This window comes from uncultured Duncaniella sp., from assembly GCF_910578445.1.
Classification (GTDB): domain Bacteria; phylum Bacteroidota; class Bacteroidia; order Bacteroidales; family Muribaculaceae; genus Duncaniella.
On the sequence record NZ_CAJTQC010000002.1, the window covers coordinates 235,292 to 260,832 of the forward strand.

Annotated in this window: 21 protein-coding genes and 1 tRNA gene; 11 read left to right on the forward strand and 11 right to left on the reverse strand. The window is 47.4% G+C overall.

Going from position 1 to position 25,541, the window contains the following annotated elements; genetic code table 11:
* The first annotated feature begins 11 nt into the window (after positions 1–11).
* From QZ311_RS02255 to QZ311_RS02265, 3 genes are all read left to right on the forward strand, one after another.
* A tRNA-Pro gene (locus QZ311_RS02255) sits at positions 12–84 on the forward strand.
* 157 nt (positions 85–241) lie between these two features.
* Positions 242–547: a nucleotidyltransferase domain-containing protein gene (locus QZ311_RS02260; protein WP_297063433.1), complete on the forward strand. Its 306-nt coding sequence runs from the start codon at positions 242–244 to the stop codon at positions 545–547.
* On the forward strand, positions 540–875 hold the full coding sequence (locus QZ311_RS02265; RefSeq protein ID WP_297063437.1) for a HepT-like ribonuclease domain-containing protein: 336 nt from the start codon (positions 540–542) through the stop codon (positions 873–875). The genes QZ311_RS02260 and QZ311_RS02265 overlap by 8 nt, the downstream gene beginning before the upstream one ends.
* A gap of 38 nt (positions 876–913) precedes the next feature.
* Here QZ311_RS02265 and QZ311_RS02270 read toward each other — a convergent pair whose 3' ends face one another.
* From QZ311_RS02270 to QZ311_RS02295, 6 genes are all read right to left on the reverse strand, one after another.
* The gene (locus QZ311_RS02270) at positions 914–1,066 is read right to left on the reverse strand and encodes a hypothetical protein (protein WP_297063439.1); all 153 of its coding nucleotides are present in this window, start codon (positions 1,064–1,066) and stop codon (positions 914–916) included.
* Between the two features lie 72 nt (positions 1,067–1,138).
* The gene (locus QZ311_RS02275; protein ID WP_297063442.1) at positions 1,139–2,194 is read right to left on the reverse strand and encodes a vitamin K epoxide reductase family protein; all 1,056 of its coding nucleotides are present in this window, start codon (positions 2,192–2,194) and stop codon (positions 1,139–1,141) included.
* Between the two features lie 3 nt (positions 2,195–2,197).
* Positions 2,198–2,491, reverse strand: coding sequence for a thioredoxin family protein (locus QZ311_RS02280; protein ID WP_297063445.1), 294 nt, complete (start codon positions 2,489–2,491; stop codon positions 2,198–2,200).
* A gap of 129 nt (positions 2,492–2,620) precedes the next feature.
* Positions 2,621–3,877 carry a CinA family nicotinamide mononucleotide deamidase-related protein gene (locus QZ311_RS02285; RefSeq protein ID WP_297063448.1) on the reverse strand — a complete coding sequence of 419 codons (1,257 nt, stop codon included), beginning with the start codon at positions 3,875–3,877 and terminating at the stop codon, positions 2,621–2,623.
* Positions 3,878–3,926: 49 nt separating this feature from the next.
* The gene (tsaD, locus tag QZ311_RS02290; protein ID WP_297063450.1) at positions 3,927–4,943 is read right to left on the reverse strand and encodes a tRNA (adenosine(37)-N6)-threonylcarbamoyltransferase complex transferase subunit TsaD; all 1,017 of its coding nucleotides are present in this window, start codon (positions 4,941–4,943) and stop codon (positions 3,927–3,929) included.
* A gap of 419 nt (positions 4,944–5,362) precedes the next feature.
* Positions 5,363–6,574 (reverse strand): OmpA family protein, encoded by a 1,212-nt coding sequence (locus QZ311_RS02295; RefSeq protein ID WP_297063452.1) that lies wholly within the window; start codon positions 6,572–6,574, stop codon positions 5,363–5,365.
* Positions 6,575–7,704: 1,130 nt separating this feature from the next.
* Between QZ311_RS02295 and QZ311_RS02300 the strand changes: the two genes are divergently transcribed.
* The 7 genes from QZ311_RS02300 (at position 7,705) to QZ311_RS02330 (ending at position 18,504) form a co-directional block, all read left to right on the forward strand.
* A complete protein-coding gene (locus tag QZ311_RS02300) occupies positions 7,705–11,031 on the forward strand; it encodes a TonB-dependent receptor (protein ID WP_297063454.1) in 3,327 nt (1,108 codons plus the stop codon).
* A gap of 33 nt (positions 11,032–11,064) precedes the next feature.
* Positions 11,065–13,137: a RagB/SusD family nutrient uptake outer membrane protein gene (locus QZ311_RS02305; protein WP_297063456.1), complete on the forward strand. Its 2,073-nt coding sequence runs from the start codon at positions 11,065–11,067 to the stop codon at positions 13,135–13,137.
* A gap of 30 nt (positions 13,138–13,167) precedes the next feature.
* A complete protein-coding gene (locus QZ311_RS02310; RefSeq protein WP_297063457.1) occupies positions 13,168–15,453 on the forward strand; it encodes a fibronectin type III domain-containing protein in 2,286 nt (761 codons plus the stop codon).
* A gap of 272 nt (positions 15,454–15,725) precedes the next feature.
* Complete coding sequence (locus tag QZ311_RS02315) at positions 15,726–16,682, forward strand: RnfABCDGE type electron transport complex subunit D (RefSeq protein ID WP_297063459.1); 957 nt, start codon at positions 15,726–15,728, stop codon at positions 16,680–16,682.
* Positions 16,679–17,257, forward strand: a complete 579-nt coding sequence (locus QZ311_RS02320; RefSeq protein ID WP_297063460.1) for an RnfABCDGE type electron transport complex subunit G — start codon at positions 16,679–16,681, stop codon at positions 17,255–17,257. Before QZ311_RS02315 ends, QZ311_RS02320 begins: the two co-directional genes overlap by 4 nt.
* 18 nt (positions 17,258–17,275) lie before the next feature.
* The gene (locus QZ311_RS02325; RefSeq protein WP_297063462.1) at positions 17,276–17,869 is read left to right on the forward strand and encodes an electron transport complex subunit E; all 594 of its coding nucleotides are present in this window, start codon (positions 17,276–17,278) and stop codon (positions 17,867–17,869) included.
* A gap of 53 nt (positions 17,870–17,922) precedes the next feature.
* The gene (locus tag QZ311_RS02330) at positions 17,923–18,504 is read left to right on the forward strand and encodes an electron transport complex protein RnfA (protein WP_289741818.1); all 582 of its coding nucleotides are present in this window, start codon (positions 17,923–17,925) and stop codon (positions 18,502–18,504) included.
* A 29-nt stretch (positions 18,505–18,533) separates the two neighbouring features.
* On the opposite strand, the gene QZ311_RS02335 is transcribed toward QZ311_RS02330, so the two are convergent.
* Complete coding sequence (locus tag QZ311_RS02335; RefSeq protein ID WP_297063466.1) at positions 18,534–18,659, reverse strand: hypothetical protein; 126 nt, start codon at positions 18,657–18,659, stop codon at positions 18,534–18,536.
* A 47-nt stretch (positions 18,660–18,706) separates the two neighbouring features.
* On the opposite strand from QZ311_RS02335, the gene QZ311_RS02340 reads away from it, so the two are divergent.
* Positions 18,707–19,285: a sugar O-acetyltransferase gene (locus QZ311_RS02340; protein ID WP_297063469.1), complete on the forward strand. Its 579-nt coding sequence runs from the start codon at positions 18,707–18,709 to the stop codon at positions 19,283–19,285.
* A 109-nt stretch (positions 19,286–19,394) separates the two neighbouring features.
* Here the strand turns inward: QZ311_RS02340 and nhaD are convergent, their stop codons facing one another.
* From nhaD to QZ311_RS02360, 4 genes are all read right to left on the reverse strand, one after another.
* Positions 19,395–20,696: a sodium:proton antiporter NhaD gene (gene nhaD / locus QZ311_RS02345; RefSeq protein ID WP_297063471.1), complete on the reverse strand. Its 1,302-nt coding sequence runs from the start codon at positions 20,694–20,696 to the stop codon at positions 19,395–19,397.
* Positions 20,697–22,148: 1,452 nt separating this feature from the next.
* Positions 22,149–23,963 (reverse strand): hypothetical protein, encoded by a 1,815-nt coding sequence (locus QZ311_RS02350; RefSeq protein ID WP_297063474.1) that lies wholly within the window; start codon positions 23,961–23,963, stop codon positions 22,149–22,151.
* A gap of 376 nt (positions 23,964–24,339) precedes the next feature.
* Positions 24,340–25,128: a tRNA threonylcarbamoyladenosine dehydratase gene (locus QZ311_RS02355; RefSeq protein ID WP_297063476.1), complete on the reverse strand. Its 789-nt coding sequence runs from the start codon at positions 25,126–25,128 to the stop codon at positions 24,340–24,342.
* A 22-nt stretch (positions 25,129–25,150) separates the two neighbouring features.
* Positions 25,151–25,522: a hypothetical protein gene (locus QZ311_RS02360; RefSeq protein WP_297063478.1), complete on the reverse strand. Its 372-nt coding sequence runs from the start codon at positions 25,520–25,522 to the stop codon at positions 25,151–25,153.
* Between the last annotated feature and the right edge of the window lie 19 nt (positions 25,523–25,541).

Here is a 25,541-nt window from a genome sequence, read left to right on the forward strand (position 1 = left end):
ATTTAATTGTTCGGGGTGTAGCACAGTTGGCAGCGCGCCACGTTCGGGACGTGGAGGTCGGAAGTTCGAGTCTTCTCACCCCGACGAAAATTTGATAAATGGGCGTAACTCAGTGAGTTACGCCCATTTATCGAAAATAGCCGGAACATGCCGTTTTTGTTCTGAAGCTTAATGATTCAACATCTGTTTGATTTATAATGTTTTATTAATATATTTTGCAGATGTAAAAACGGAACGCCACATGAAAATCATTGAATTGAATATTGAAAAGATTATTGATCTTTGTAAAAAGTTCCACGTGCGCAAGCTGTGGGTCTTTGGTTCAATTCTCACAAATCGTTTTAACGATCAGAGTGATGTGGATTTATGCGTTGATTTCGATTGGAAAAATATACCACTCTTGGATGCTGCTGACAATTTTTTTGATTTTCAACATGCTCTTGAAGACCTTCTTGGCCGTAAGATTGACATAACAGACGATAGTGCTGTGCGCAACAAATACTTCCGCGAAGAATTAAACGAAAAACGTCGGCTTATTTATGGATAGGGTGATTAAGAAATATCTTGAGGATATTTTAGCTGCAATAGATGAAATTGAAGCATTTGTAGGACAATATCCACGGAGGTATGATGTATTCTGCCAAACTCCGATATTGTTAAGAGCTGTACAGATGAATATCGCTATTATCGGAGAGGCGACAAACCGCATACTTAAAATCAGGGATGATATATCAATTACCAATGCTCGTAAAATTGTGAATACCCGCAATTATGTAATACATGGTTATGATAGTTTGCGGTATGAAATTCTTTGGGCTATTGTAATCAAAGATTTGCCGCTTTTGAAAGCGGAAGTAAAAGCCATAATAGAATAGTTCTATCATGTTTAAAATAAGTTATGTATGATAATTTCTTAAGAATCAGGATTCTTGTTGCGGGAAGATGCGAGCTTGTCAAGTTGTTCGGGTGTGAGGACGGTGTGATTTTGCGAGAGACGGAGCCGGTTCATCTCGCTTGCGCTTAGGCGAGTGGCGCTTTTTAATTGCGGGCGGTTTATCTTTTTCATCTGAAATTACTGTTGGATGATCCGTGTGGATATGTATGAGTTTCATCGAAGATTGAAGCAGTCGCAGCCCGGTCAGCTTCGATTGACGCTGTCAGCACCGCCATTGCTGTCGTTGTCCGATTTGTCGATTAATGGTAAAAGGCGGTTGAGTCCGAGCATGGCTGTAAGATAGGTGATACAAAGGACAAAGAATTCAATCCGGAGCGGGAATATGCCCTTGAACCATCCTCCGCCGGCGTAGCAGAAAAACAGCAGCCAAAGTGATGCCTGTACGCTGACGCAAAGTGTGCACCATACCTTGGCACGGAATTTCTGATACCAAATGCTCCAGAAGGTGAATGGAAGGCAGCAGGCATTGCATAGGGCGAGATAACATATCCATCGGGGGAACATTAGCAGCGTCAGCAGGCTGACTGAAAAATATGAAAAGCCGACTTCACTCCAGCCGAATATGCCAAAAAACTTAGATGCCTTCAGTTCCAGCACGCTGTCACATCCACCTGACTGAAGGACTCCGCAGACTTTGTCGGCGGTAGCGTTCTTTATTCTGACTGATTTTTGTACGAGCATATATGTGAGCCATAGACCGACGATGTCAATAGCTGCAATGAGCCATGTTGAGACTGACAGATAGAGCCGGTTGGCGATAAAAAGATAAGCTGCGAGTGCGACAGCCCCTGCTATGAGGACATATGTTTTGGCTTTTCCGATAAACCTGTCGCGGGTGTGACGTGCATAGTCAGGCTCGATGGATTTTTCATCGGGATAAGCCAATAGGACGTTTCCTGACCATGCCTGTTTGAATTCGTCGAGAGGCATGGTCTCGGAAACGCCTTGTGTAATATATGAAATCGCATTCTTGTCAATGGCTGTGACTATGACAAAACCACCGGGTGTGTGGGCCAGAAATGGAGTCGGGAGAAGGGCAATTTCATCTTTATCGTCGATGCGCAATGCTTCATTGTCGATGTCGTAGCTTTCGAGTAGCTTTGTCAGTCCGAAGAGTGATTTGAACGGCATCTCGGCAAACCGGCGGTCTGAATAGTCGGCCGTATGCTTCACGCCGAGCTGTGTCAGAAAATCGCTAAACAGATTGATATCCGTGCCCATATAAGTCCCGATTGCCACAGATTAGAGGAATGATTCCACCTTGGTTAAAAGTATATCACCATCAATTTCGCCACTGTGACGCCATTCTTCCTTGCCGTCGAGATAGATGAGGAAGGTAGGGATTGATTTCACGCCTGCCTCGTCGGCTGCGTCGTTGTTTTCGTCGATATCATATTGATAGACGGGGGCTTTGTCGCCGAGCAGTTCTTTGACTTGCGCCACAACGGGCATCATGCGCTGGCAGTGGGGACACCATGAAGCGTAGAATTCCACCAGAACTACACGGGAACTTTTGATTGCATTATCGAAATTCATAATAATAGCGTTTTAGATACAGGATTAATAATTTCAGTATCTAAAACGCTACAAAATGACCTTGAGTTGAGGCTTTTTAAATTATTAACAGCTTATGGCAATGCCGTTCGGCCGGTAAATTAACAATTGTCAGACAGATCTGATGTGTTTGATTGCCTTTATAAGCGCGCGCGTGGTCGCCGACTCGATAATCCGCTGGCGTGTGCCGGCAAAATGGAATGTCTCTGCTCTGCCGAGAGTCCCTTTGGTTGTGATTACCGATGTGGAGATGCACACTGTCCCGACCGGCTTGGCCTCGCTCCCTCCTTTCGGTCCGGCTATTCCACTGGTAGCGATTGCAACTTTCGCTCCTGTGACCCGCAGTGCGCCCGCTGACATTTCGCGGACTACGGGGAGACTGACCGCTCCGTTGTCGGCCAATGTCTTTGCGCTGACACCAAGCACTCCTGTCTTTATGTCATTGCTATAGCTGACCACCGAACCGACAAACACATCCGACGAACCGGGGACAAGTGTGATTTCATGGGCGATGTTGCCTCCAGTGCAGCTTTCGGCTGTGGCGAGAGTGAGTCCGCGTTTCCTGCATTCCTGAAGCAGAATCTGTGAGGGTGTGAGGTCCTCGGTGGCGAGGATGGCATCGCCGAGTATCCTTTTGAGTTCCGCGACCGCTCGTCTGACCTCCGAGACGATGAAATTATTATCACTGTGTGCGCCGTCTATCCGAAGTCGTATCAGACCCGGTTTGGGCAGGTAGGCGAGATGGAGATGAGGCGGGAGCGAATCTTCCCACGGAGCTAATTTCTCGGCAAGCCCGCTCTCGGTGTAGTCGGTCACCATCAGTACGGCATGCTCGATGTCCACGTCAGTGTTGAATTTCTCGCGTAGTTGCGGAAACACTTCGCTCTGAAACATCTCGCGGGTCTCAAATGGCACTCCGGGCATTGCGACAAGCACTTTCCCGTCGCGTTCAAACCACATTATCGGAGCTGTCCCGACGAGGTTCTGTATCACACGGCAGGATGTGGGCACGATAGCCTGTGCCGCCGTGAGTTTGTTGAGTTTGAAACCTTTGGCATTGATGACCTTCATCACGTTTTCGAGAACGGAATGGTCTTCGACGAGTTCTCCTCCGAAATAGTCGCACAACACGCGTTTGGTTATGTCGTCTTTCGTCGGCCCGAGACCGCCTGTGGTGAGGATGACATCTGTCAGTTCAAAAGCTCGGTCGATGGCACGGCGTATTTCATGTGCTTCGTCGCCCACGGTTTGGACATCGTTGACTTCCCAGCCGTAAGGGGTTATATGGCGGGCGATTTCTCCTGAATTTGTGTCGGTTACCTGTCCGAGCAGGAGTTCATCGCCGATAACGATTACTGATACTTGCATTTCTTATGAATGAAAATTGGAAACCAAGGATTTGAGATAAAACGACGCTCTACACTTGGACGCGTGCATAGGGAACGGCATCGTATCTGCAGAAATCCTTGTCGAGATATTTATAATAGGCGGCTATTGCAACCATTGCCGCATTGTCGGTTGTGAAGACGCGTGGGGGGATGAAGGCTGTCAACCCGTTGCGTGCGCAGTAGTCGGCCACTGCGTCGCGTACGCCTGAATTTGCCGAGACTCCGCCTCCGATAGCCACAGTCTTGACACCTGTCTGCTTTACGGCCTTGTCGAGTTTTTGCATCAGAATGTCGATGATTGTTTTCTGTAGCGAGGCTGCAAGGTCGGCTTTGTTCTGCTCGATGAATTCGGGGTTGTTCTTGAGCTCGTCGCGGAGAGTGTAGAGAAATGAGGTCTTCAAACCGCTGAAACTGTAGTCAAGACCGGGGATATGAGGTTTGGCAAATTTGAATCGGTTAGCGTCGCCTTCGGCTGCAAGCCTGTCGATGTGAGGTCCGCCGGGATAGGGGAGGCCCATCACTTTAGCGCACTTGTCGAATGCCTCGCCTGCGGCATCGTCGATTGTCTGCCCGCGGATTTCCATGTCGTTGTAGTTCCTGACAAGGATTATCTGGCTGTTGCCACCTGAAACGAGCAGGCATATGAATGGATATTCAGGGACAGCATCCTCCTCTGTGCGGCGGATGAAATGGGAGAGTACATGGCCGTGGAGATGGTTGACATCGACGATGGGTATGCGCAGTCCCAGCGACATGCCTTTGGCAAAACTCGTCCCGACAAGCAGCGAGCCAAGCAGCCCCGGTCCGCGTGTGAAGCCGATTGCTGTAAGGTCTGATTTGCTTATCCCGGCGCGCTTAAGGGCGGTGTCGACCACCGGGACAATGTTTTGCTGATGGGCGCGTGATGCCAGTTCGGGGACAACTCCGCCAAACTCTGCGTGCACTTCCTGTGAGGCTATGACGTTGCTGAGCAACACGCCGTCGCGGATAACGGCAGCTGAGGTGTCGTCGCACGACGATTCGATTCCTAATATTACGATACTCATGGAGTGAAATTTCTACAAATTCAGCTGCAAAATTAGCAAATTCCACTGACAGAAAAAAGAATAGCTTTAAAATGAGCCATGTGTCACGACTCTCTCACATCGCAAATAATGCTTAAAGTGTCCACGTGCCTTCAGTCAGGCTAAGGGATAAAGTAAACGGCCCGGAAAGCCTTGATGGCAATCCGGGCCGCAAACGTCAATTATTGTTTTTTAGAATAGAAAAAACTCAAATTTAGTTTTTGGATGTCTGATTTTCCGTTCCGGCGATATCTTCATCGGCGACTCTTCGCCGTTTTGACCTCCGCCTCTGCGGATGATGATATCATGTTTTGCAGCTTTCGGGCAACTCTTTGCCTCCGGGTTGTGTGCCTCCGCACATCTGAGCTGTCAATGCCGGTTGACGGTGTGTCAGTTGAAGTTTATTCGGGGATAGCGAAGATTACGATGCGGTTCCAGTCGTTGGTGTCGTAAACCTGAGTGTTGCTGCCGGCAGCTTCGAGAACGAGGCGGTTGGGGTTGATGCCGTAGTCACCGGTGAGGATGTCAGCGACAGCCTGAGCACGGCGTTCTGAAAGCTTCATGTTGTATTCAGATGTGCCGGTGTCCTTGTCGGCGTAGCCGCGGATGACGATAGTAGCATCGGGATTGGCCTTCATGTATTCAGCCATGTTGTAGACATTGACCATTTCCTCTGAAGATACGTAAGCAGAGTTGAGCTTGAAGCGGACAGTCGGGAGAATGGTGGTTGATGATTCTACGACAGTTTCTGATACTTCGGGGCAGGGGAGCTGTGCTTCAGCGGCTGCAAGGGCAGCAGAAGTAGTGGCGAGAGCACCGCGGAGGTCGTTGATCTGGGCGTTGGCTTTGTTGAGGTAGTCAGTGTAGTCACACGGGTTGTAGCGCTGGAACTTCGAACCTGTGAAGTAGAATGTGAAACCGCCGATTGCCGAGAGATCGATGTCGATGGGACGGCCGAAGGCCTCGTTGTTGAAGTTGTCGCCATAGAACTGAGCGCGTCCTTCTGCGAAGAAGTCAACATAGTTGCTGAGGCGGAAGCGGAGCTGCAAACCTGCGGAAACAGGGAGAAGCCACTGATTTTTCTTGATTGAACCGTCGTGGTCCTTGATGTCGCCGAGTGACGGCTTGAAATCATAGACGAATGTGCCGCCGAGACCAATGAATGGAACGATTGAGAATACTCTGTCAGGATTATATCCTCCGATCGAGTTGAACATATCCCACATGAAGTCAACATTGAGGTTGGCTACGCGGGCTTTGGCTGTCACGCCCTGATTCCAGTGCATAGCGCCATAGTAGGCTGAGAAGCGGAATCCTAAATAGGGTGAAATCCATCGGCCGACACCGAGATTATAGATGGCGGTGATACGGCGGGCGTCGTCGCCCTTTACCTTTGAGTTCTCCATGAACGGAGAACGGATGCCGGCTCCAAGCTGGAGAAACCAATTGTCTTTCCATGAACCGGGGGTGTAATGGTCCTTGCACTCAACTTCCTGTACCAGAACCGGAGTCTCTTCGACTACAATACCCGACACTGTTTCCTGTGCCTTTGCGTCATTTGCGCTCCAGAGCATACCGCCTAAAGCCGCTACGATTAACAAATTTCTTTTCATTCTCTCATAAATTAAAAATGAAACACGTTTTTTAGTAAACTCTTTTTCTTTTTTGATTAAATTTCTTTGTGCTTTTTGTTTGGCAGAAAACCTGTTTTTCCGTGACTCTTCACGACGGGAGTCCTGTCCGATGTGTGTTGTTTCACCTTGATTTTACGGTAGGTTTGGTAACTTTTCAAATCTTAGTGAATGTGTTTTGAAGCGTTTTGATTTTATAACATTAATATATTTTTATTTGTTCATTGACCATCTTTTTACAATTGAATTTTAACATTTGAATGTTAAAATTGCAAATTAGAGACTGTTTGAAAATTCTTGTAAATTTGGGGTTGTGGTTTTTATGTTAAAATATTGTGTTTCATCGGTGTTTCTCGTCAAGCCCGAAAGCGTTACGCGATAGCATGATGCCCGCATCGCTCCTTCTCAAAACAAATATCTGTAATGTTGCTGCCGATAAAATGTTTTAAGCTGTCCGTAATATACTGATGCACAGTTGATTGCGTTTTGGTCCTTGACGGTGGCGCTTGCTTGTGATAATTTTAATTGGTAATCAGGTGTTTATACGCGCTTATCGGACACTAATAATATTTACCTTAGAAACACTCCACTCAAAATTAACTATAATTTTTTAACAGCCTATTGGAATCACAAACATTGAAAAATATTTTTAGTCATGTCAAATGGGATAGAAAATGTATTTATCTGAATAATACAATTATATAGATTAATCACTACAACTCTCTGTCTTTAGGGCGATAATGTGGGAATTTTAACACATGTCTTCTTGTATCTACGTGATTTTAACTAAAGAATATATAGCTTATCGCCTCAGTTTCATTTATTTAGTTAAAATATTTAGAAATCTTTGCACTTTATAAAAAATTTAATAATTTTGTCGCAAATTAGTATCACACCCCATGAATCACAAGAGTTATGTTTTAACCATAAATTTCTAATTGTTAGCCTTTTATGTTTATTATGACTCCACAATATATAGCGAAGTAGAAAAAAAGAATTGAAAAATAGCATGAAAGAAATCTTATTTATCATTTAACACAAACATGAAAGACTTAATCTCAAGTCGTAGTCAATGGCTGCGGCACTTTTCCTTTGCGACGCACTGGAAAACAATGCTACTCCTGTTGGTGCTTTGTGTCGGCTTCAATGCCAATGCACAGAATCTCACTGTTTCAGGAACAGTGGTCGACGGCACCGATGAACCCATGATTGGAGCTACCGTACAGGTCGACGGCACTAAAAATGTGGTCGTCACCGATATCGACGGTAACTTTACCCTTAAGAACGTTGCCAAGAATGCTACTATCGTAGTTTCTTACATCGGCTACAAGACAGAAAAAATCGCCGTAAACGGTCAGACCAACATTCGCGTGGTTCTTTCGGAAGACTCTGAATCGCTCGAAGAAGTAGTTGTGATCGGTTATGGTGGTACTCGTGCCCGCCGCGACCTCACCGGTTCTGTCGGCTCTGTTTCCGGCGCCAAACTCGCTGCTGTCCCCGTGACATCTGCTGCTGTTGCCCTTCAGGGTAAGGTGGCCGGTGTGCAGGTTACCACTGTCGACGGTCAGCCCGGTGCAGATATCAACATCCGCGTGCGTGGTGCGACATCTGTAACCCAGTCAAACGACCCCCTCTACATCGTCGACGGTTTCCAGGTTGAAAACATTAATGACATTCCGCCGAGCGACATCCAGTCAATCGACATCCTCAAAGATGCCTCTCTTACAGCAATCTATGGTGCGAAGGGTGGTAACGGCGTTGTCATCGTGACCACCAAGTCGGCTGCCGAAGGCAAGACTCAGGTCAATGTAAACTTCCAGGGATCTGTCTCTCATATCTCAAAGAAGCTCGACCTGATGGACGCATATGGTTTCGTTGATTATCAGTGGGACTTCGCTACCGGTCGTTCGAAATCATCATCATCTGCCAAGCTTTTCCGCTACAACTTCGGTAATATCCGTGACCTTGACCTCTATCGTTCAGCTCCTACACACGACTGGCAGGATGAGGTTATGGGAAATGATCCGTTCTCATACTCGACCAACGTGTCGGTTGGCGGCGGTAATGACAAGACCCGCTACAATATCTCGTTCACCCAGTCGGATGACCGTGGTATCATCATGGGATCTGGCGTACGTCGTACAAACATCCACACCAAGCTCCAGACCAAAATCCTCCCTAACCTTACCCTCCAGTACAATCCCAAAATCTCTTATCGCCGTGATGAAGGTGCGGGTGGTGACAACGTAGGTACAGGCGGTATCATTGACGTGCTCCGCTACCGTCCCTCAAATGGTATCCGTGAACTTGGCAACATCTTCTGGACACCCGGTGCGGCTGACCCGGATCAGGAAGCTCTCTTCGAGTACACCAATCCTGTCAACGATATTAAGACCAACGTCCGCAAGAAGCACTCTTACTCAATTGCAAATCAGGCTTCACTTGAATACAAGCCAATCGAAGGTCTGACACTCCGCACCGAGGGCAACTATACGTTCTCGTTCAATGACGACAACCGCTTCTGGGGCCCTCTCACAAACGAAGGCGCCAAGTATAACCACCAGCCCATCGCTCAGGTAAAGAAGTCCCAGACCAACCAGTACACATGGACCACTACCGCTTCTTATGATTGGAGCATCAAGGAAAAGAATAATTTCTATGCCCTTGTCGGTTTCGAACTTTACCACAAGCAGGCGGAAAACACCGAGCAGAAAAACCGCTATTTCCCGCGCGAAATTTCAGCTGACGATGCCATCCACAATCTTGGCCGAGGCAAGCCTTGGGTATCCACTTCATCTCTCGGCACTGCTGACCGCACCACTTCTTACTTCGGTCAGCTGAGCTACAACTACGACCACAAGTACCTGCTCTCAGGAACATTCCGTGCCGACGGTTCGACAATGTTCGCTCCCGGCCACCAGTGGGGCTACTTCCCCTCGGTTTCAGGTGCATGGGTTATGTCGAGCGAGGAATTCATGAAGGACATCACATGGCTTGACGAGCTCAAGCTCCGTGCCGCTATCGGTAAGGCCGGTAACAACCGTATCAAGGCCGACATGTGGCGCTATCTCTACACCACCAATTCATCAGGCGGTCCGAACTTCGGCGAAAGCTCAGAGAACCCCGACGGTGAGCTCTACTACGACACTTCCAATTATCTTCCCAACCCTGATATCAAGTGGGAGACTACCCTCACACGCAACTTCGCGCTTGACCTTTCGTTCTTTAACGGCCGTCTCCGCGTTTCTCCCGAATATTACTGGAATACTACTTCCGACCTTATCTACGAAGCCGACGTGCTGACCACTATCGGCTACGGTAAGCAGTTCCAGAACATCGGTCAGGTGACCAATCGTGGTTTTGAAATCTCGATCAACGGTGACATCCTCCGTGGCAAGGACTATGTCCTTTCAGCCAATTTCAATCTTGGTGCAAACAAGATGAAGGTCGACAAGCTTACAGGTGACGAGGATTTCCTCGAACTCCGCCACAGCCGTGCACATACGGATGCAGGCAACAACTATCGTCTTGAAGTAGGCGGTGAAGTAGGCTTGATTTACGGTTATGTCTATGATGGCCTCTATGGCTTTGATGAGTTCACATACAATAGCGTGAAGAATGTATATGATCCAAATCCTCAGGTGTTTGATGAAAACGGAAGACTGATTTCAGGCACTGTATTGATGGACAATATGTATAATTCCACCGACCAAGGTACACAGACCCAGCCCGGTAAGCCTAAATTTAAGGATCTCAACGGCGACGGTGTGATTGACCAGAACGACAAGACTATCATTGGTCGTACAACTCCTAAACTTCAGGGTGGTTTCGGCCTCAACGGACAGTGGAAGGGCTTTGACTTCACAGCCAACTTCACTTTCTTCCTTGATTTCGACGTTTACAACGCGACTGCCTACCGTCTGTCGTCTTCAATGAACAACAAGAACAACTTCTACAACGTTCTTTCATCGTTCAACAAGGGAACTCGCTGGACATACACAGATGTAGAATGGCGTTGGGAACACATGCTCGGCAACACTCAGGCTACATGGCCGAACTTCGAAGGTTCAGGAGTCCCGATGGATGTAAAAGCTGAACTCGACGGCTACCAGATGTATGAATACATCAACCGTAACCGCACAGAGTGGAATCCGGCTGATGTCACCAAGGAATACACCATCTCACGTTTCGTAGAGGACGGTTCATTCCTCCGTTGCACCGACATCACTCTCGGCTACTCGCTTCCGACCAACATCATCCAGAAGCTCGGCATGAGCAAGTGTCGTTTCTACGGTTCTGTCACCAACCCCTTCATCATCACCAAATATTCAGGTTTTGACCCCGAAATTGATGTGCAGAGTGGCCTGACTCCTTCATATGATATGAACCGTTATCCCCGCTCACGCAGCTACGTATTCGGCATCAATCTGTCATTCTAACCCAATTTTAATACCAATTACGGAATAAACACAATGAAATTTCGCAATATATTCATAGCAGGTCTCTCAGCCGTGGCTTTAGCCTCCTGCTCCGACTATCTGGAAGTCGATGCTCCTTCGTCGAACGACCCGGACTATGTCTTTTCGGACAAGACTGAGATGAACAACGCGCTCAACGGCATCTATGCCTCAATGATGAGCGGTGATACATATGGCGACAAGATGTTCTCGACCTATGTCCTGAACACCGATGTCGACTTCAAGACCAATTCAAGCCGCTTCCTGTCCGGATCCAACTGGTCACGCTACGATTCCGACCCCGATGGTGGTGCGATCAATTCGACATGGAAACAGCAATATACCACTATTGAGCTTGCCAACCTCTTTGTAGAGGGAGCTGAGGCTTCTAAACTTTACAATCCCGAAAATGAGGAAGACTACAAGGACATGCGCCAGATGGTGGGCGAGGCCAAAGTGATGCGAGCAATTGTTTACCACGACCTCACATGGATGTTCGGTGATCCCGCATTCTCGTTCAACTCATCGCGCACTGCCCCTGACAAGATTTATCCTCTGACAGACCGTGCTGAGATACTCGACAAGCTTATCGATGACCTCAAGGAAGTGGCCGATGACATGAAGTCGACCAGTGAGCTCGGAACAGTAGAGCGCATATCCAAGGAAATGGCATGGGCCATGATTGCACGTATCGCTCAGACCGCTGCCGGCTATACTCTCCGTCCCGATGGCGAAAGCTATGGCAAGATGGAACGTATGAACGAAAACTATCTGGACTACTATGCAATCGCACGCGATTATGCCCAGAAAGTAATCGATTCGCAGAAACATCGTCTTGGCAAGCCTTTCTATCAGGTGTTTTTTGACGAATGTAGAAATGTGGCCACTCCCGGCGACGATGTCATCTGGGAAATCCCGTTTGCAAAAACCGCAAACGGCAAGGTTGGTTACTCGCATGGTATAAGGCTCGACTCATATCAGAGTGAGGCTCCCCACGTTTACGGTGAAGCTAAGTCTGATGTCCGTCTTAATGGCGTTTATCGTTATCTGTTCAACGAAAACGATGTCCGTCGCGACTATATCAACCAGCTTACAAAATATGACGCTCCCGCAGGCGATGCCATGTTTGACAATAACTACACTGTGTCAAACGGTAAATGGTCAAAACTCTGGGTTCCCGGCGGTCTCGGAAGTCAGACTACTGACAAGACAGGTATCAACTTCCCCATCATGCGCTACACCGATGTGCTGCTCATGTATGCTGAAGCTGTCAATGAAATCGAGCAAGGCGTAAGTGGTCCTAACGGAGCGAAAGCGGTTGAGGCTCTTGCTCAGGTACGCCGCCGTGCATTCCCCAACAATGCAGAGCTCGTTGAGCCCTATATCGCAGCGCGCAGCTCGGAGGAGGCATTCCGTAAGGCAGTCCTTGACGAACGTAAGTTTGAATTTGCCGGTGAAAACATGCGCTGGCGCGACCTCGTCCGTCACAACCTCCTCTCTGAAAACGTCTACTGGACATTCTACCGTTATCTCTCGCTTGCTGAAAGTTCGGAAACAACTTCCACTAACCTTTCTTCTGTATCGGCCTACGATTTCGATGGCTATGATGAAGCCTACGATAAAGTGCCATTCACTATCCGCAACATCCGTTCTGTTGACAATACAATGAAGGACGAAGCCGGAAACGATGTGCCCATCTATCCCGAAAACGTATTCCCGAACCAGAACGTGAAGGTGTGCCGCATCCTCAACCCCTACAAGACAATGTCGTCGGCTGAGGCAAACGCATTGGGTCTCAGCAACGTTCGCGAGGACATTATCGAGTGGTCAAAAGAAGGTGTCATCCGCAACGAGATTCGCTTCTCGCTCCGTGGCTACATCTACATGACTCCTGACGAAGGCGACGAAAATGGCCCCGGCGGTGTAGTGGTGATCAACGACAATGGCCGTTACTCACTTGACTCACGTGACCTCTCAACCTTCCCAACCAGCAAGAATCTTCCTGTAATCCGCTACATTCTCCCCATCCCGCGTGCGGTTATCAGCCGTGCTCAGGGTAGATATGAGAATAAGTATGGTTACAAGTAATTATAATCCAAGTAACTATCCGAAAACGCAATGAAAAAATTCATATATGCTATTGCAGGTATCCTCGCACTTGGAATTACATCCTGTAGCGACGACGATACCAATTTCAGCCCGGCAGATCTGGAGCGCATGCCCAGAACCATGTTCCGCAGCGAAAACACCACTAATGTCAAGCCTGAAAACGATGATTATGCCTCAAAGGTAAAACCTCTGACACGCAACACCATTCAGCTTCATTGGTATGGAATCGAAGGTGCGGCTGGCTACGAAATCCGCTATGCCGAAAATCTTAACACCGGTCTTCTTGAAGACTGGAATGATCCCACAAAGATTGTCGAGTCATTCGTCGTAGGTCCTGAAGTGACCCATGTTGACATACCTAATCTCAACTATGGTACTGACTACCGTTTCATAATCCGTACACTCTCGCCAAAGGGTGAAGGACACCACTCTGAATGGTATGGTCTCGGTGGCGGTCGTGAATGGGAGGATTACCTCGGACTTAAGACTGACGACCGCTACACCACTCCCGGTATCTGCGGCCAGAAGAACAAGGGCTATAATGATGTGACGCTCACATTCCAGCTTCCGTTCGTTGAAAGCGACTATTCCAAGTCAGACCTTGCTGAAACTCTTGATGACGGTACTCCTAACCCCGACTACATCAAGACTCGTTTCGACGTTGACGACAACGGTAATTTCGTTGTGACAACTATTGTCTGCAAACCGGCGCCCTTCAATCCGACTGCAAAGATGCCCGACGGCTTTGTCAACGGCGTCCGTGCTCTCACCGATGCTGAAAAGGCAGCAGGCGAAGTTCACATCACAGGTCTTGACGAAAACTCAGGCTACTATATCACACTGCGCAACGATGCACGCATGTTCACTTACACAAACATGTCGGGTGAGGTTGTAAGCACCGATATTGATGCCGAATACAATCAGGTGTTTGTCCGCACAAAGGGTGATCCCGGTGATCCTATCATCATCGAGCCTATCGTTGACCCCAACGACACTATCCCCGGTGCTGTAGAGTTTAATGCAACACGTATCGATACCGTCATAACCAACTTCGTCAACTCGAACGAAATCGCCGAAGGTCAGGTTTACTATCTCCGTGGCGGTCATAACTACTACACAACAGGCAATCCTCTCGTACAGAAAGGCTTCACTCTTGCCACTCATCCCGATGACCTCGCTCAGGGCAAGCGTGCGGTAGTGTTCCTCGGCGGTATTTCGCTCAAGGGCGGTGCTCCTGTCACCGGCAACTGGGTACTCGGTAAGAACAAGGAAGCCGGCGACGTTGACGCTCCGATTGAAATCGGCGACGTTATCTTCGAAGGCATCGACTTCCAGTGTCCTCTTGCACGTAACTTCGGCGAAGGCGGTGCGACCGGCAACTATTTTGCAAGTATGTACTCAGGTGGTCTTGCTGTATCGTTTGAATCATTCCAGCTTAAGAACTGTACGTTCCAAGGCTTTATCCGTGGTTTCATCCGTGTACAGGGTCCTCGCCACAAAGTGTTCAAGAAGATACTTGTAGAAGACTGTCTCTTCTATAATCAGGGTTATTACGACAACAACGGTCGTGGCTACTCATGGTTTGCAGGCGACGGCAACAATGCCAAGTCAAATCTCTACAACGATTTCCAGATGCGTCGTTGTACATTCTATGACTCTCCGCGCCACGCTCTCCTTTCTGACAACAACAAGGACCTCCTCTGGGGTGATGACATCCACTTCAATATCGCTATTGAAAACTGTACATTCATCAACTTCTCGACCCGTTCAGGCAGCCGTTATCTCTTCGAATTCCGCTTCATGCCCAATGACTCTAAGATTACGTTCAAGAACAACCTTATCGTTCTTGCCGCCGATCCCAAGGATTCACGTGACCTCAACATGTCGGCCTGCGACTTCCGAAATATTGCCGGTGAAGCACGCGTGACATGGGACTTCAAGGACAACTACTCGCTCGGTAGCCGCGACGCACACATGAAGGATGATGGAATCTTCTCTTCAGCCGCATTCTCTGCCAAGAAGAACTCTGTAGGCGACAAGTGGGATTGGACTCCGGGTCTTGTTTCTGGTGATGCCGGCGACCTCGTTGTCAAGACAGGTGCAACTCCGCTCCGCGCCGATGAATTCTTCACAGCCCCCAACCCGCGCTACGTTGATTTCAACAAGGCTACTCCCAATAAGCTCGACCATGCAGCGCCCGACAATATCTTCGAGGCTCTCAAGGTCAAGAATGATGCAAAGGTAACCTCTCATGAAATCTATCAGAAGCGAATCGGTGACCCGCGCTGGTATTAATCTGAATAGTTCTCTGAAGAAGTCCGCTTGACTTCACAGATTTCGTCATAACGGCCGCAGGCCTGCTTTGTTCAGAAGCAGGCCTGCGGTGCTTTTTGTTGATTCCAATCATTAATATGTATAAGTATCCATATCAGGTATGGTATATGGTAAAGTATATTGATTTTTCATGAATGATTTTGATTATGTACTTAATTATGAATTGCGAATTATGAATTATTAAAATATTTTTCTTAATTTTGCACCGACTAATACCAATTTCAAAACTTATAATGAGCCAGCTTATCACCATTTCACCATCGCCCCATGCGCAGACTCCTGTCACGGTGAAGAAGCTGATGACCCACGTCATCATCGCTTTGCTTCCCGCTGTCGCACTTGCGCTCTACTGCTTCGGCATCGGCGCGGCAATCGTAATAGTCACCGCCATTGCCGGATGTGTAGTCACCGAATATCTTATTTCGCGTTTCATGCTCGGTCAGCGTCCGTCCATCGGCAACATGTCGGCAGTCCTGACCGGTCTTCTTCTCGCGCTCAACCTGCCGTCGAATCTTCCTGTATGGACAGTCCTCATCGGTTGCGTCATTGCCATCGGCATAGGCAAGATGACATTCGGGGGTCTCGGTTGCAACATTTTCAATCCGGCTCTTGTTGGCCGTGTGTTCCTCCTGCTCTCATTCCCCGTGCAGATGACCACTTGGCCGCTCCCGATGGAAAACCGCATGAACTACCTCGATGCGACCACCGGCGCTACGACTCTCGGTCAGCTCAAGATGGATCAGATCACAGGCGCTGATGTCGACCTGCTCAATCAGGCCCTCGGTTTCACCGGAGGCTCAATGGGTGAAATCGGTGCTATAGCCCTGCTTATCGGCTTCGTCTATCTTCTCTGCACACGTGTAATCACATGGCACATCCCTGTCGCCATCCTCGCCACCGTAGCGGTATTCTCGCTCTGTATCGGCGCTAACGTCGGAGTCCAGCTCCTCACCGGCGGTCTCATGCTCGGCGCTATCTTTATGGCTACCGACTATGTCACCTCGCCCATGAGCCATGCAGGCATGATAATCTACGGCATAATGATCGGCATAATCACCGTCGTCATCCGCCAGTGGGGCGCATATCCCGAAGGCGTTTCGTTTGCCATCCTGATAATGAACGGTGTGACACCCCTTATCAACCGCTATGTCAAACCCCGTAAGTTTGGAGAAAGGAAGGTAGCAGCATGAAATCATCACTCGTAAACATGGTGCTCTCGCTTGGCATCATCACCGTTGTAGCCGCCGCCGCTCTTGCCGGTGTCTACACAGCCACCAAAGAACCTATCGCACAGGCCAAGGCCGAAAAGCAGAAATCGGCCATCGGTCAGGTGCTCCCCGACATACAGTTCAACAACAACCCTGCCGAGGAGGCAGCCGAAGTGACTGTCGATGGAGAGACCGTCACCGTGTTCCCCGCACGTCAGGATGGAGAGCTTGTCGGCATGGCCGTCGAAAGCCATGACACCAACGGCTTCTCAGGTCTTATCACCGTGATGTATGGTTTCGACCCCGAAGGCAATATCACAGGCTTCGCCGTGATGCAGCATGCCGAGACCCCGGGCCTCGGATCGAAAATGGACGAATGGTTCAGCAATCCCGCCCATACCGTCATCGGTCTCAACGCCAACACAGCAAACCTTACAGTCAGCAAGGACGGAGGAGATGTCGACGCCATCACCGCCGCAACAATCTCGTCGCGCGCGTTCCTCCGTGCTCTCACACTTGCCAATCAGGCATCACAACAATTCGCCTCACGCCAATAATCCCCACCACATCAAGCCATGAATGATAAACTAAGAATACTTTTCAACGGTATTATCGCCGAAAACCCGACATTCGTATTGATGCTGGGTATGTGTCCCACTCTCGGCACAACCGGCAGCGCCATAAACGGTATGAGTATGGGACTCGCCACAATGGCCGTGCTCATCTGCTCGAATGTGGTGATATCCCTTATCAAGAACTTCGTCCCGTCCAAGGTGCGCATCCCTGCCTACATCGTGGTCATCGCAGCCTTCGTGTCGGTCCTTCAGCTCGTGATGGAAGCCTACGTTCCCTCGCTCTACGCCACACTCGGCATCTTCATTCCACTCATCGTGGTCAACTGTATCGTGCTTGGCCGTGCAGAGGCTTTTGCTTCGCGCCACAGCGTGTTTGACAGCTGCCTTGACGGTATCGGCATCGGTCTGGGATTCACCATCGCCCTCACCCTCCTCGGCGCGGTGCGCGAGTTTCTGGGAACAGGCAAGATTTTTGATCTCGCCATCTATCCCGAACATTTCGGCTCGCTCGTGTTCGTGCTTGCTCCCGGTGCATTCATCGCCCTCGGCCTGCTCATCGCCCTTTTCACCAAGCTCCGTGCGAAATCATGCTGAGCCACTCCGCATCACTTCACCCTTAATCCTTAAGACTTAATACTTAATTACAGATGCTCGAATATATTTCCATCATCATAACGGCGATATTTGTCAACAACATCGTCTTTGCCCAGTTCCTCGGAATCTGTCCATTTATCGGAGTGTCGCGCAAGCTTTCAAGCGCAGTCGGCATGGGTGCGGCCGTGACATTTGTCATGTTGCTCGCCACAGTCATCACATGGCTTCTTCAGGATCTTGTCCTGACTCCCTTCGGACTTGGCTTCATGCAGACCATTGTCTTTATCCTTGTCATCGCCGCTCTGGTGCAGATGCTTGAGATTGTGCTCAAAAAGATAGCCCCGGTGCTCTACAGCGCCCTCGGTGTCTTCCTCCCGCTCATCACAACAAACTGCGCCGTGCTTGGTGTGGCCATCACTGTGGTTCAGAAAGGCATGAATCTTGGCGAAAGCATTGTCTATGCCTTTGCTACTGCGGTCGGCTTCACTATGGCCATCGCTATCTTCGCCGGTATCCGTGAGCAGCTTGCCATGACAAATGTTCCCAAATCAATGCGCGGTGTGCCTATCGCAATGATTTGCGCCGGTCTTCTTGCTATGGCCTTCATGGGCTTCTCAGGCATCAAAATCGGTTAAAGAGACCTGAAACGACCGGCAGTCTCATCTCAGGCTGTCGCTGAAAATAACGCAGAGCCTTTCGACATGTTCCACGGACAATCGGAAGGCTCTGCGTCTGTCTGTATGGCATAGGGAAGCGACAACGTCGTGTTTCCCCCTTTCGAATGTCGCATCTTGGTGATTCGAGTTATCTGTAACCTTTACAAAACAAATATTATTGATGAGTACTGAAAAAGATAAAATGCTCCGTGGCGAGATTTATGACGCCAACTATGACCCGCAGTTGATTGAGGAGCGCATGAAATGCAAGATTATGTGCCGGAAATACAACGACCTCATGCCCGACCGGCTTGAGGAGCGAAAAGCCCTCTTGAAGATGCTTCTTGGCCATACAGGTGAAAACTTCTACATCGAGCAGCCGTTTTATTGCGATTACGGCTACAATATATCTGTAGGCGATAATTTCTATTCCAACGTCAATCTCGTCATTCTCGACGGCGCTAAAGTGACGTTTGGCGACAATGTGTTCATCGCTCCCGACTGCGGTTTCCATACGGCCGGCCATCCGCTTGATGTGGAGCGCCGTAACAAAGGCCTCGAATATGCCCGTCCGATTACGGTCGGAAACAACGTGTGGATAGGTGCAGGGGTTCATGTGCTCCCCGGGGTTACCATAGGCGACAACTGTGTAATCGGAGCCGGCAGTGTGGTCAACCGTGACATCCCTGCCAATTCACTTGCTGTCGGCAATCCATGCCGCGTGATCCGTTCGCTCGAAGAAATCAACGCTGCCGATTGACTCTGACGGCAACAGAAAATTATGAAAAGCAAAACCCACCATGCCTGACGGAAAAGCAGGCATGGTGGGTTTGGTGTTCTATTCTATGTTCTATTCGAAATGTCCGTTATCAGTGGATAAACAGTGTCTCGATGGCATAGGCTGCGATGCCGGCTAAGTAGCCGATGAATGCAATCCATGTGAATTTCTTTAGATACCATCCGAAGCTGATTTTTTCAAGTCCCATCACGACAACTCCGGCAGCCGAACCGATGATAAGCATTGAGCCTCCGACACCGGCACAGTAGGCGAGAAGCTGCCAGAAGAGGCCGTCGACACCATAGTCGCCCGAAGGAGCGATGGCATACATGTCCATACATCCGGCTACGAGGGGCACATTGTCGACGATGCTCGAAACCACACCGATTACGCCCGTCACGAGATAATGGTTGCCGTTTGAAGCCTCGTTAAGCCAGATGCCGAACGAGTTCAACACCCCTGTTTCCTGAAGCGTGGCCACAGCCATGAGGATGCCGAGGAAGAAGAGGATTGTGGCCATGTCGATTCGTGCGAGAAGGGATGTGACCTTAAGGTTGGAGTTCTCGCAGAACAGCGCGTTGCGGTTGCAGCGATATTCGCTGACAAGCCAGAGGATGCCGAGTGCGAGGAGTATGCCCATGAAAGGAGCGAGGCCGGTGAGCATTCTGAAGATAGGAACGAAGATGAGACCTCCTACGCCAAGGCAAAGGATGAGTGTGCGGTCGCCCGGGGTCTGGTTGCCGGGGAGCGATTCTTCACTGCGGTTGACCGGTGGGAGCGTGCCTTTGAGATAGTATTGAGCTGCGAAGCCTGACACAAGTACGGCTATGAGCGAGGGTAGGAACAATTCGGTGATTACGCCGCCTGTGGTGATCATGCCGCGTATCCAGAGCATGATGGTAGTGACATCGCCTATGGGCGAGAATGCACCGCCGGCGTTGGCTGCGATGATGATCATGCCTCCGTAGATCATACGGTCGTTATGGTCGTCGACGAGTTTGCGGAGCACCATGACCATGACGATTGAGGTTGTAAGATTGTCGAGTATCGCCGAAAGGACGAAGGCCATGAATGTGATGCGCCATAGTAGTTTCCGCTTGCTTGTGGTGGCCAAAGCGTCCTTGACAAAGAAAAATCCTCCGTTGGCATCCACAATCTCCACGATTGTCATTGCGCCCATCAGGAAGAATAGAATTTCACAAGTGTCGCCGAGGTGTTCGAGAAGTTGCTCTGATGTGTCAGCGCCATGTTCGGGCGCGTAGCCACAGGCGTAGAGAGTCCAGCAGACGACGCACATTAGAAGTGCGGGAACAGCTTTGTTGATTTTTAGCACGCTTTCAAGAGCGATGCACAGATAACCGAGGATAAAAAACGTGACGATAGCAGTTACCATTTTCCTAAATTTTTAAACAGATTTCATGGTTTTAATTAGAGTTGACTTAGATGATGCCGAAAACGGCTTGCGCCATACCGGCGACTTCCCTGAAGGAAAGTCCAATTTGACGCAAAGGTCGTAAATATCCATCGTAATGCAAAATTTAGAATAATGAAATATTTCTTTAATTAGCTTATCTGCAAATCGGTAGAGAAATTTGTTTTAACCATGACAGTCAGGCGAGGCCACGTCACATTCGTGTCACGCCTTGACTGCTAAAATTTAGAAGATGGATATATAGAGGTTAGATTTTGATTTGTCGACTGATGAGCGTATTATTCTTCCTCTCGATGTTCCGCTGCTTATGTCACAAAAACGGACTAAGGAGAGTGGGTTTTCCGACGAGCTATCCGATGATATGCCGGATGATTGACCTGACTCAGACTGACACCCGGTTGCCGGACAGTCTCAAAAAAGCTGTTTATGGAATAAGGATAGAGTTAAGACATAAGTGAATTTTATGCCTTAACTCTAAAGTGGTGTTTAAGAATCGAGCCTGTCGTTATTGTTGGATTTATTTGAATTAATTGAACGACATGCGCGATATGTCCCGATTGACCCTATGATAATAAGAAGGAATATAAAAACTACTGATGTCCATTCTGAATTAATTATCAAAGTGTAGACAGGATATACTAAAAGGATGATTGAAACAATAAGTATTCCGATATAGTTTGATTTGCTCATGTTTAGAGATTTATCTAAATCTAAGTTCTGCTATGAAAAGAGAATTTGATTTGATGGTATTGAGGAGTATTTGAAACCAGTCATGGGCCAGTATGTCCCTCAAAAACGACATTTTTGAGACTGAACATCATTCATTATGGATATATCTATAAGACATGATAAATTCATGACTCATAGAAATTGACCATATAAATACTAAACTCCAAATTACCATACAAATGGTTGAAGGAATAAGAAAATTGTTAATATTGGATAAAGAACCATATAGAGTTATAGATTCTATCACAAACAATGAGAACGCAAACAATTTTGTTATTCGAGCATTTAGGATTTTATGTCCTTTATATTTGGGAGTGACAATGAATGCTTTACTCCATAGGAATAAAATCATAGTTATACCCCAAAAGCAAATCCATGACTCTAACCATTCCTTTGCTTTAGGTAAATAAAGATCCAACCATTGAATTGTTAGAATTGATATGATTAAGATTGCGTTTATTGCAAAATTGCTTAAATAAACAAATTTGTATTTTTTCATTGTATATTGGTTTTAGTTGATTTTGATAATGCAAAATTATAATGGCAAACTTTCATTTTCCAAAACAAAACTTTCATATTTGGAAAAACATTATTGCTGTAATACGTTGTAAATAAAAGATATAAAATTTCAGAGCAGATTGATTTCTGAACAGATTAAGATGTAGTTTCATCAAATGGATGATTCTATAATTCTTTTAGAAGTTTACGCACGTAAATTCCAATGTTTGTCTCGTGCTTGTCTATGCCGAGTTTTTTGCGTATGCCACTGCTGATGTTTACATGGCTACGTTTCTTCATATAGTTACCGACTTCTTTTCCTCGTAAGCCAATTGCGTAAAGACAAACATAGTTGATTTCGCTGACGGTCAGGTCATGCTTCTCGAAATACTGGATAAATCGTGGATGGGAAGCCTGAAATGCCAGACGGTTACTGTTCATAAACTCCTCGGTATTGTCAGTGAGTTCTTTAATCCATGACTCGTAAGGCTTTTCGTATTGGTCATTATCGGTTATATAACCTGCCATTAGGGCATTTAGCATCTCGATGCGCACTTTTATGGCCTGTTGAACTTCAGAAGGCAGTTCCTCCTGTGAGTCCATCAGTTCTTTCAGACTCGCGCTCTCATTTTCGAGAGTCTCGACGCGGTGAGCCAGATTTTCAGCCTCCAATGCTTTTTTATCCCTTTCCAGCTGAAGATTTTTATTTTCGAGAGACAGTTTCTCTCGTTCAGATTTCAGCCTTTCATTTTCCAATTCGGTGATTTTAGATTGTTGGATAGCTTTATCCTTTTCAGCTTTGAGACTCTCATTTTCAAGTTCAGTCGTCTTTGCTCGTTCAAGAGCTAACTTTTTTTGAGCCTTATTGCTATAGAAAAGTAAGTATAAGATAATAATCACTAATATTAGAAATATAATCCCACCGATACACCCCCAAATGATTTTGGCTTTTTCTTTTGCATCGTGTTGGGCTTTAAGTTCTAATTTATGTTTATCTTCAACAGTTTGAGCTTTTTGTTTGAATTTAAATGTGTTTATTGAATCGATTGAGTGACTGAAATTTTTATAGACAGAGAGCGCTCCTTTGTAGTCCCCCATATTTTCAAGAATAGGAACTAATATTGCCTGATATTTAAGGGGGTCAAATTCATGACTGTTATTAATATTATCAAGTAAATGTTTTGCTTTAGTATTATTACCTACTTTATAATACGCTAAGGCTAGATTAAGTAGGCCATTTGTATCAAGGTTAGGATTCTCTTCTTGACGTTCAATCAGGTATTTAATTTTAGGAATATCTCCAAATTCCAAAACATGAGATAGTCTATATCCTGTTAAGATAAGTTTTTGAGCATTGTCTATGTCATAGAAATTATCACATAATGTTAGTATACTATCAGCTTTGGTCTGATTGCCCAATAATATTGCTCCATTCAGTGCATTAAGCAAGCAATCAAACTCATGCCATCTAAGAGATAATTTTTTGTATATTTTAGCTGCCTGTATGTGACAGTTGGTGTAGCTATAGAAGTCGTAGAATTCGTCGTACAATCCACCTTGGGCAACAAGGGTTCTTGCTATGCACAAAGAATCATTACTGTCGGAAGATATATCAATCCCTTTGATGAATGAGTTTAATGCTTTATCTAGCTCACCCTGATTTTGGAATATGCGCCCTTGATAGTAATATGTCCTGAGTTTTTCGTCAGGAGTTCCCTTTTTGATGTAATAGTCTATAGCCGGCTGGAGTACATCAAAAGCCGTGGTGTCGATATAGTTCTTATCGAGAGCCATAGACATGAGGAGGGCATATCGGGCCTGTTCTTTTTTTGAACCAAGCTCCGATTTTTCAATTTCATTAAGAATGATCAAGGCTGAATCAGGATGAGCCTCCATTAGGGATTCTGCACGGTCAAGAGCCTCCTGCTGCTTGTAATTAGAGCATGAAGCAATATAACAAGCTAATAATAATAGCATAAGGAGATGACGTATCGATCTCATGATATCGGTGAAGTTACTATGTGGCGAATTTGTTGAATCAGGATTGGTGATTGACAAAGATAGCATTAATTATTGATATAAAAAAGTCAATCTAATCGTTTAGTGGTGGCATGGAAGATTTCCGCACAAACTGTTACTGACCGTTGAAAATATTAGCTCCTCTGTTTTGCCGGATAGTAAGTAAGTCGGTGAATAATATCCGAATACACTATTAAATGGGTGGTATGGAGTTGAGAATAGGCATGGAAGCATCACGCTTCACCTTGGATTCTTGAATCAGAGATTGGGGTTGTATCGGATAAAGGTGCTACACACACTGCAAAAGTGTAGCGGAAAAATCAGTTATAAAATATCCACGCCTGAGATGATATTTCTGTCAGGGCTTCATTATGTCGCGTATAGCGAGTGATGCGAGAGTGATTCCGAAAATAGCTGTTATGTGCATCATAGCACCGTTTGTGGCTACCTTATTGTAGGTCATTGCTCCGGAGCGGTCAGTCATATCCTTTGCGTCCGGATGGTTGGCGACGAGTTCGTCGGAGTAGACACATTTGAATTTCTTAGCCGGGAAGAGTCCGCTCTTCTTGAATTTTCGCCTCAGGGCAGCCGCGAGCGGACATCCTTTGACTTTCCAGAATTCGGCCACGGCAATTCGTGACGGGTCGGTCTTGAGAGCAGCTCCCATTGATGAGTAGAAGTGTAGGCGACGGCCGTTTCCGGATGTATCGGTCATGGCTTTAGTCGCGTTGAGAATCAGCAGGGCTTTGTCGGAAAGAGAGTCAATGGCATCAATGACCACGTCGTAGTCAGTCAGGACGTAGTTGCTTTGGGTGGATTGGTTGTAGAAATCATGTATGGCCACAATTTGCGCGTCAGGATTTATTTCGAGTAGCCGTTGTTTCATGGCTTCCACCTTTACTTCGCCGACTGTCTTTGTTGTTGCGGGAAGCTGACGGTTGATGTTTGAGAGTGCTATACGGTCGGCATCTACGAGCGTCAGGTTTGCGAATCCGCTTCTGACGAGGGTTTCTGCAGCCCAGCTGCCTACGCCTCCGAGGCCGAATATGATTACCTTTGTCTCGCCAAACGAGTCAAGATTCCGGCGACCGGTAAGGAGAGCCGTGCGGTTGAAGATTTCTTCGCGGTTCACTGATGTTTTAATCATTAATATCGGGTTGTCGGTTATGTCAGCACGATTCGCTGACAGTGTCGCGTCTTTTTGCAAGCGACATTTTTAGGCGCGACCACACAGAGGGTTCATCCATGCGTATGTGCACGTTGACATCCGAATTGTGTTTGTTGAGGAAAATCATTGAGTTGCGCAACACGATGGCCAGACATGTCTCAAATTCGAGAATTTCGTGGATGTGGCGCAATGGGATGGCTGCAAACGGTGATTTCGGATCGACGCTACCGATATAAAGATCGTTTTCGTCAATCACGATCCCATGGTTTTCAAGCGCATGAGTGAAAAGCAGGCCGAGATTGAGCTCATCGGGCGACGCAGGGGGACGCTTGTATAGCTTATAGATTTTTTCGATGACTTGTTTTGTTACCATATCGTCTAAATATTCGTTA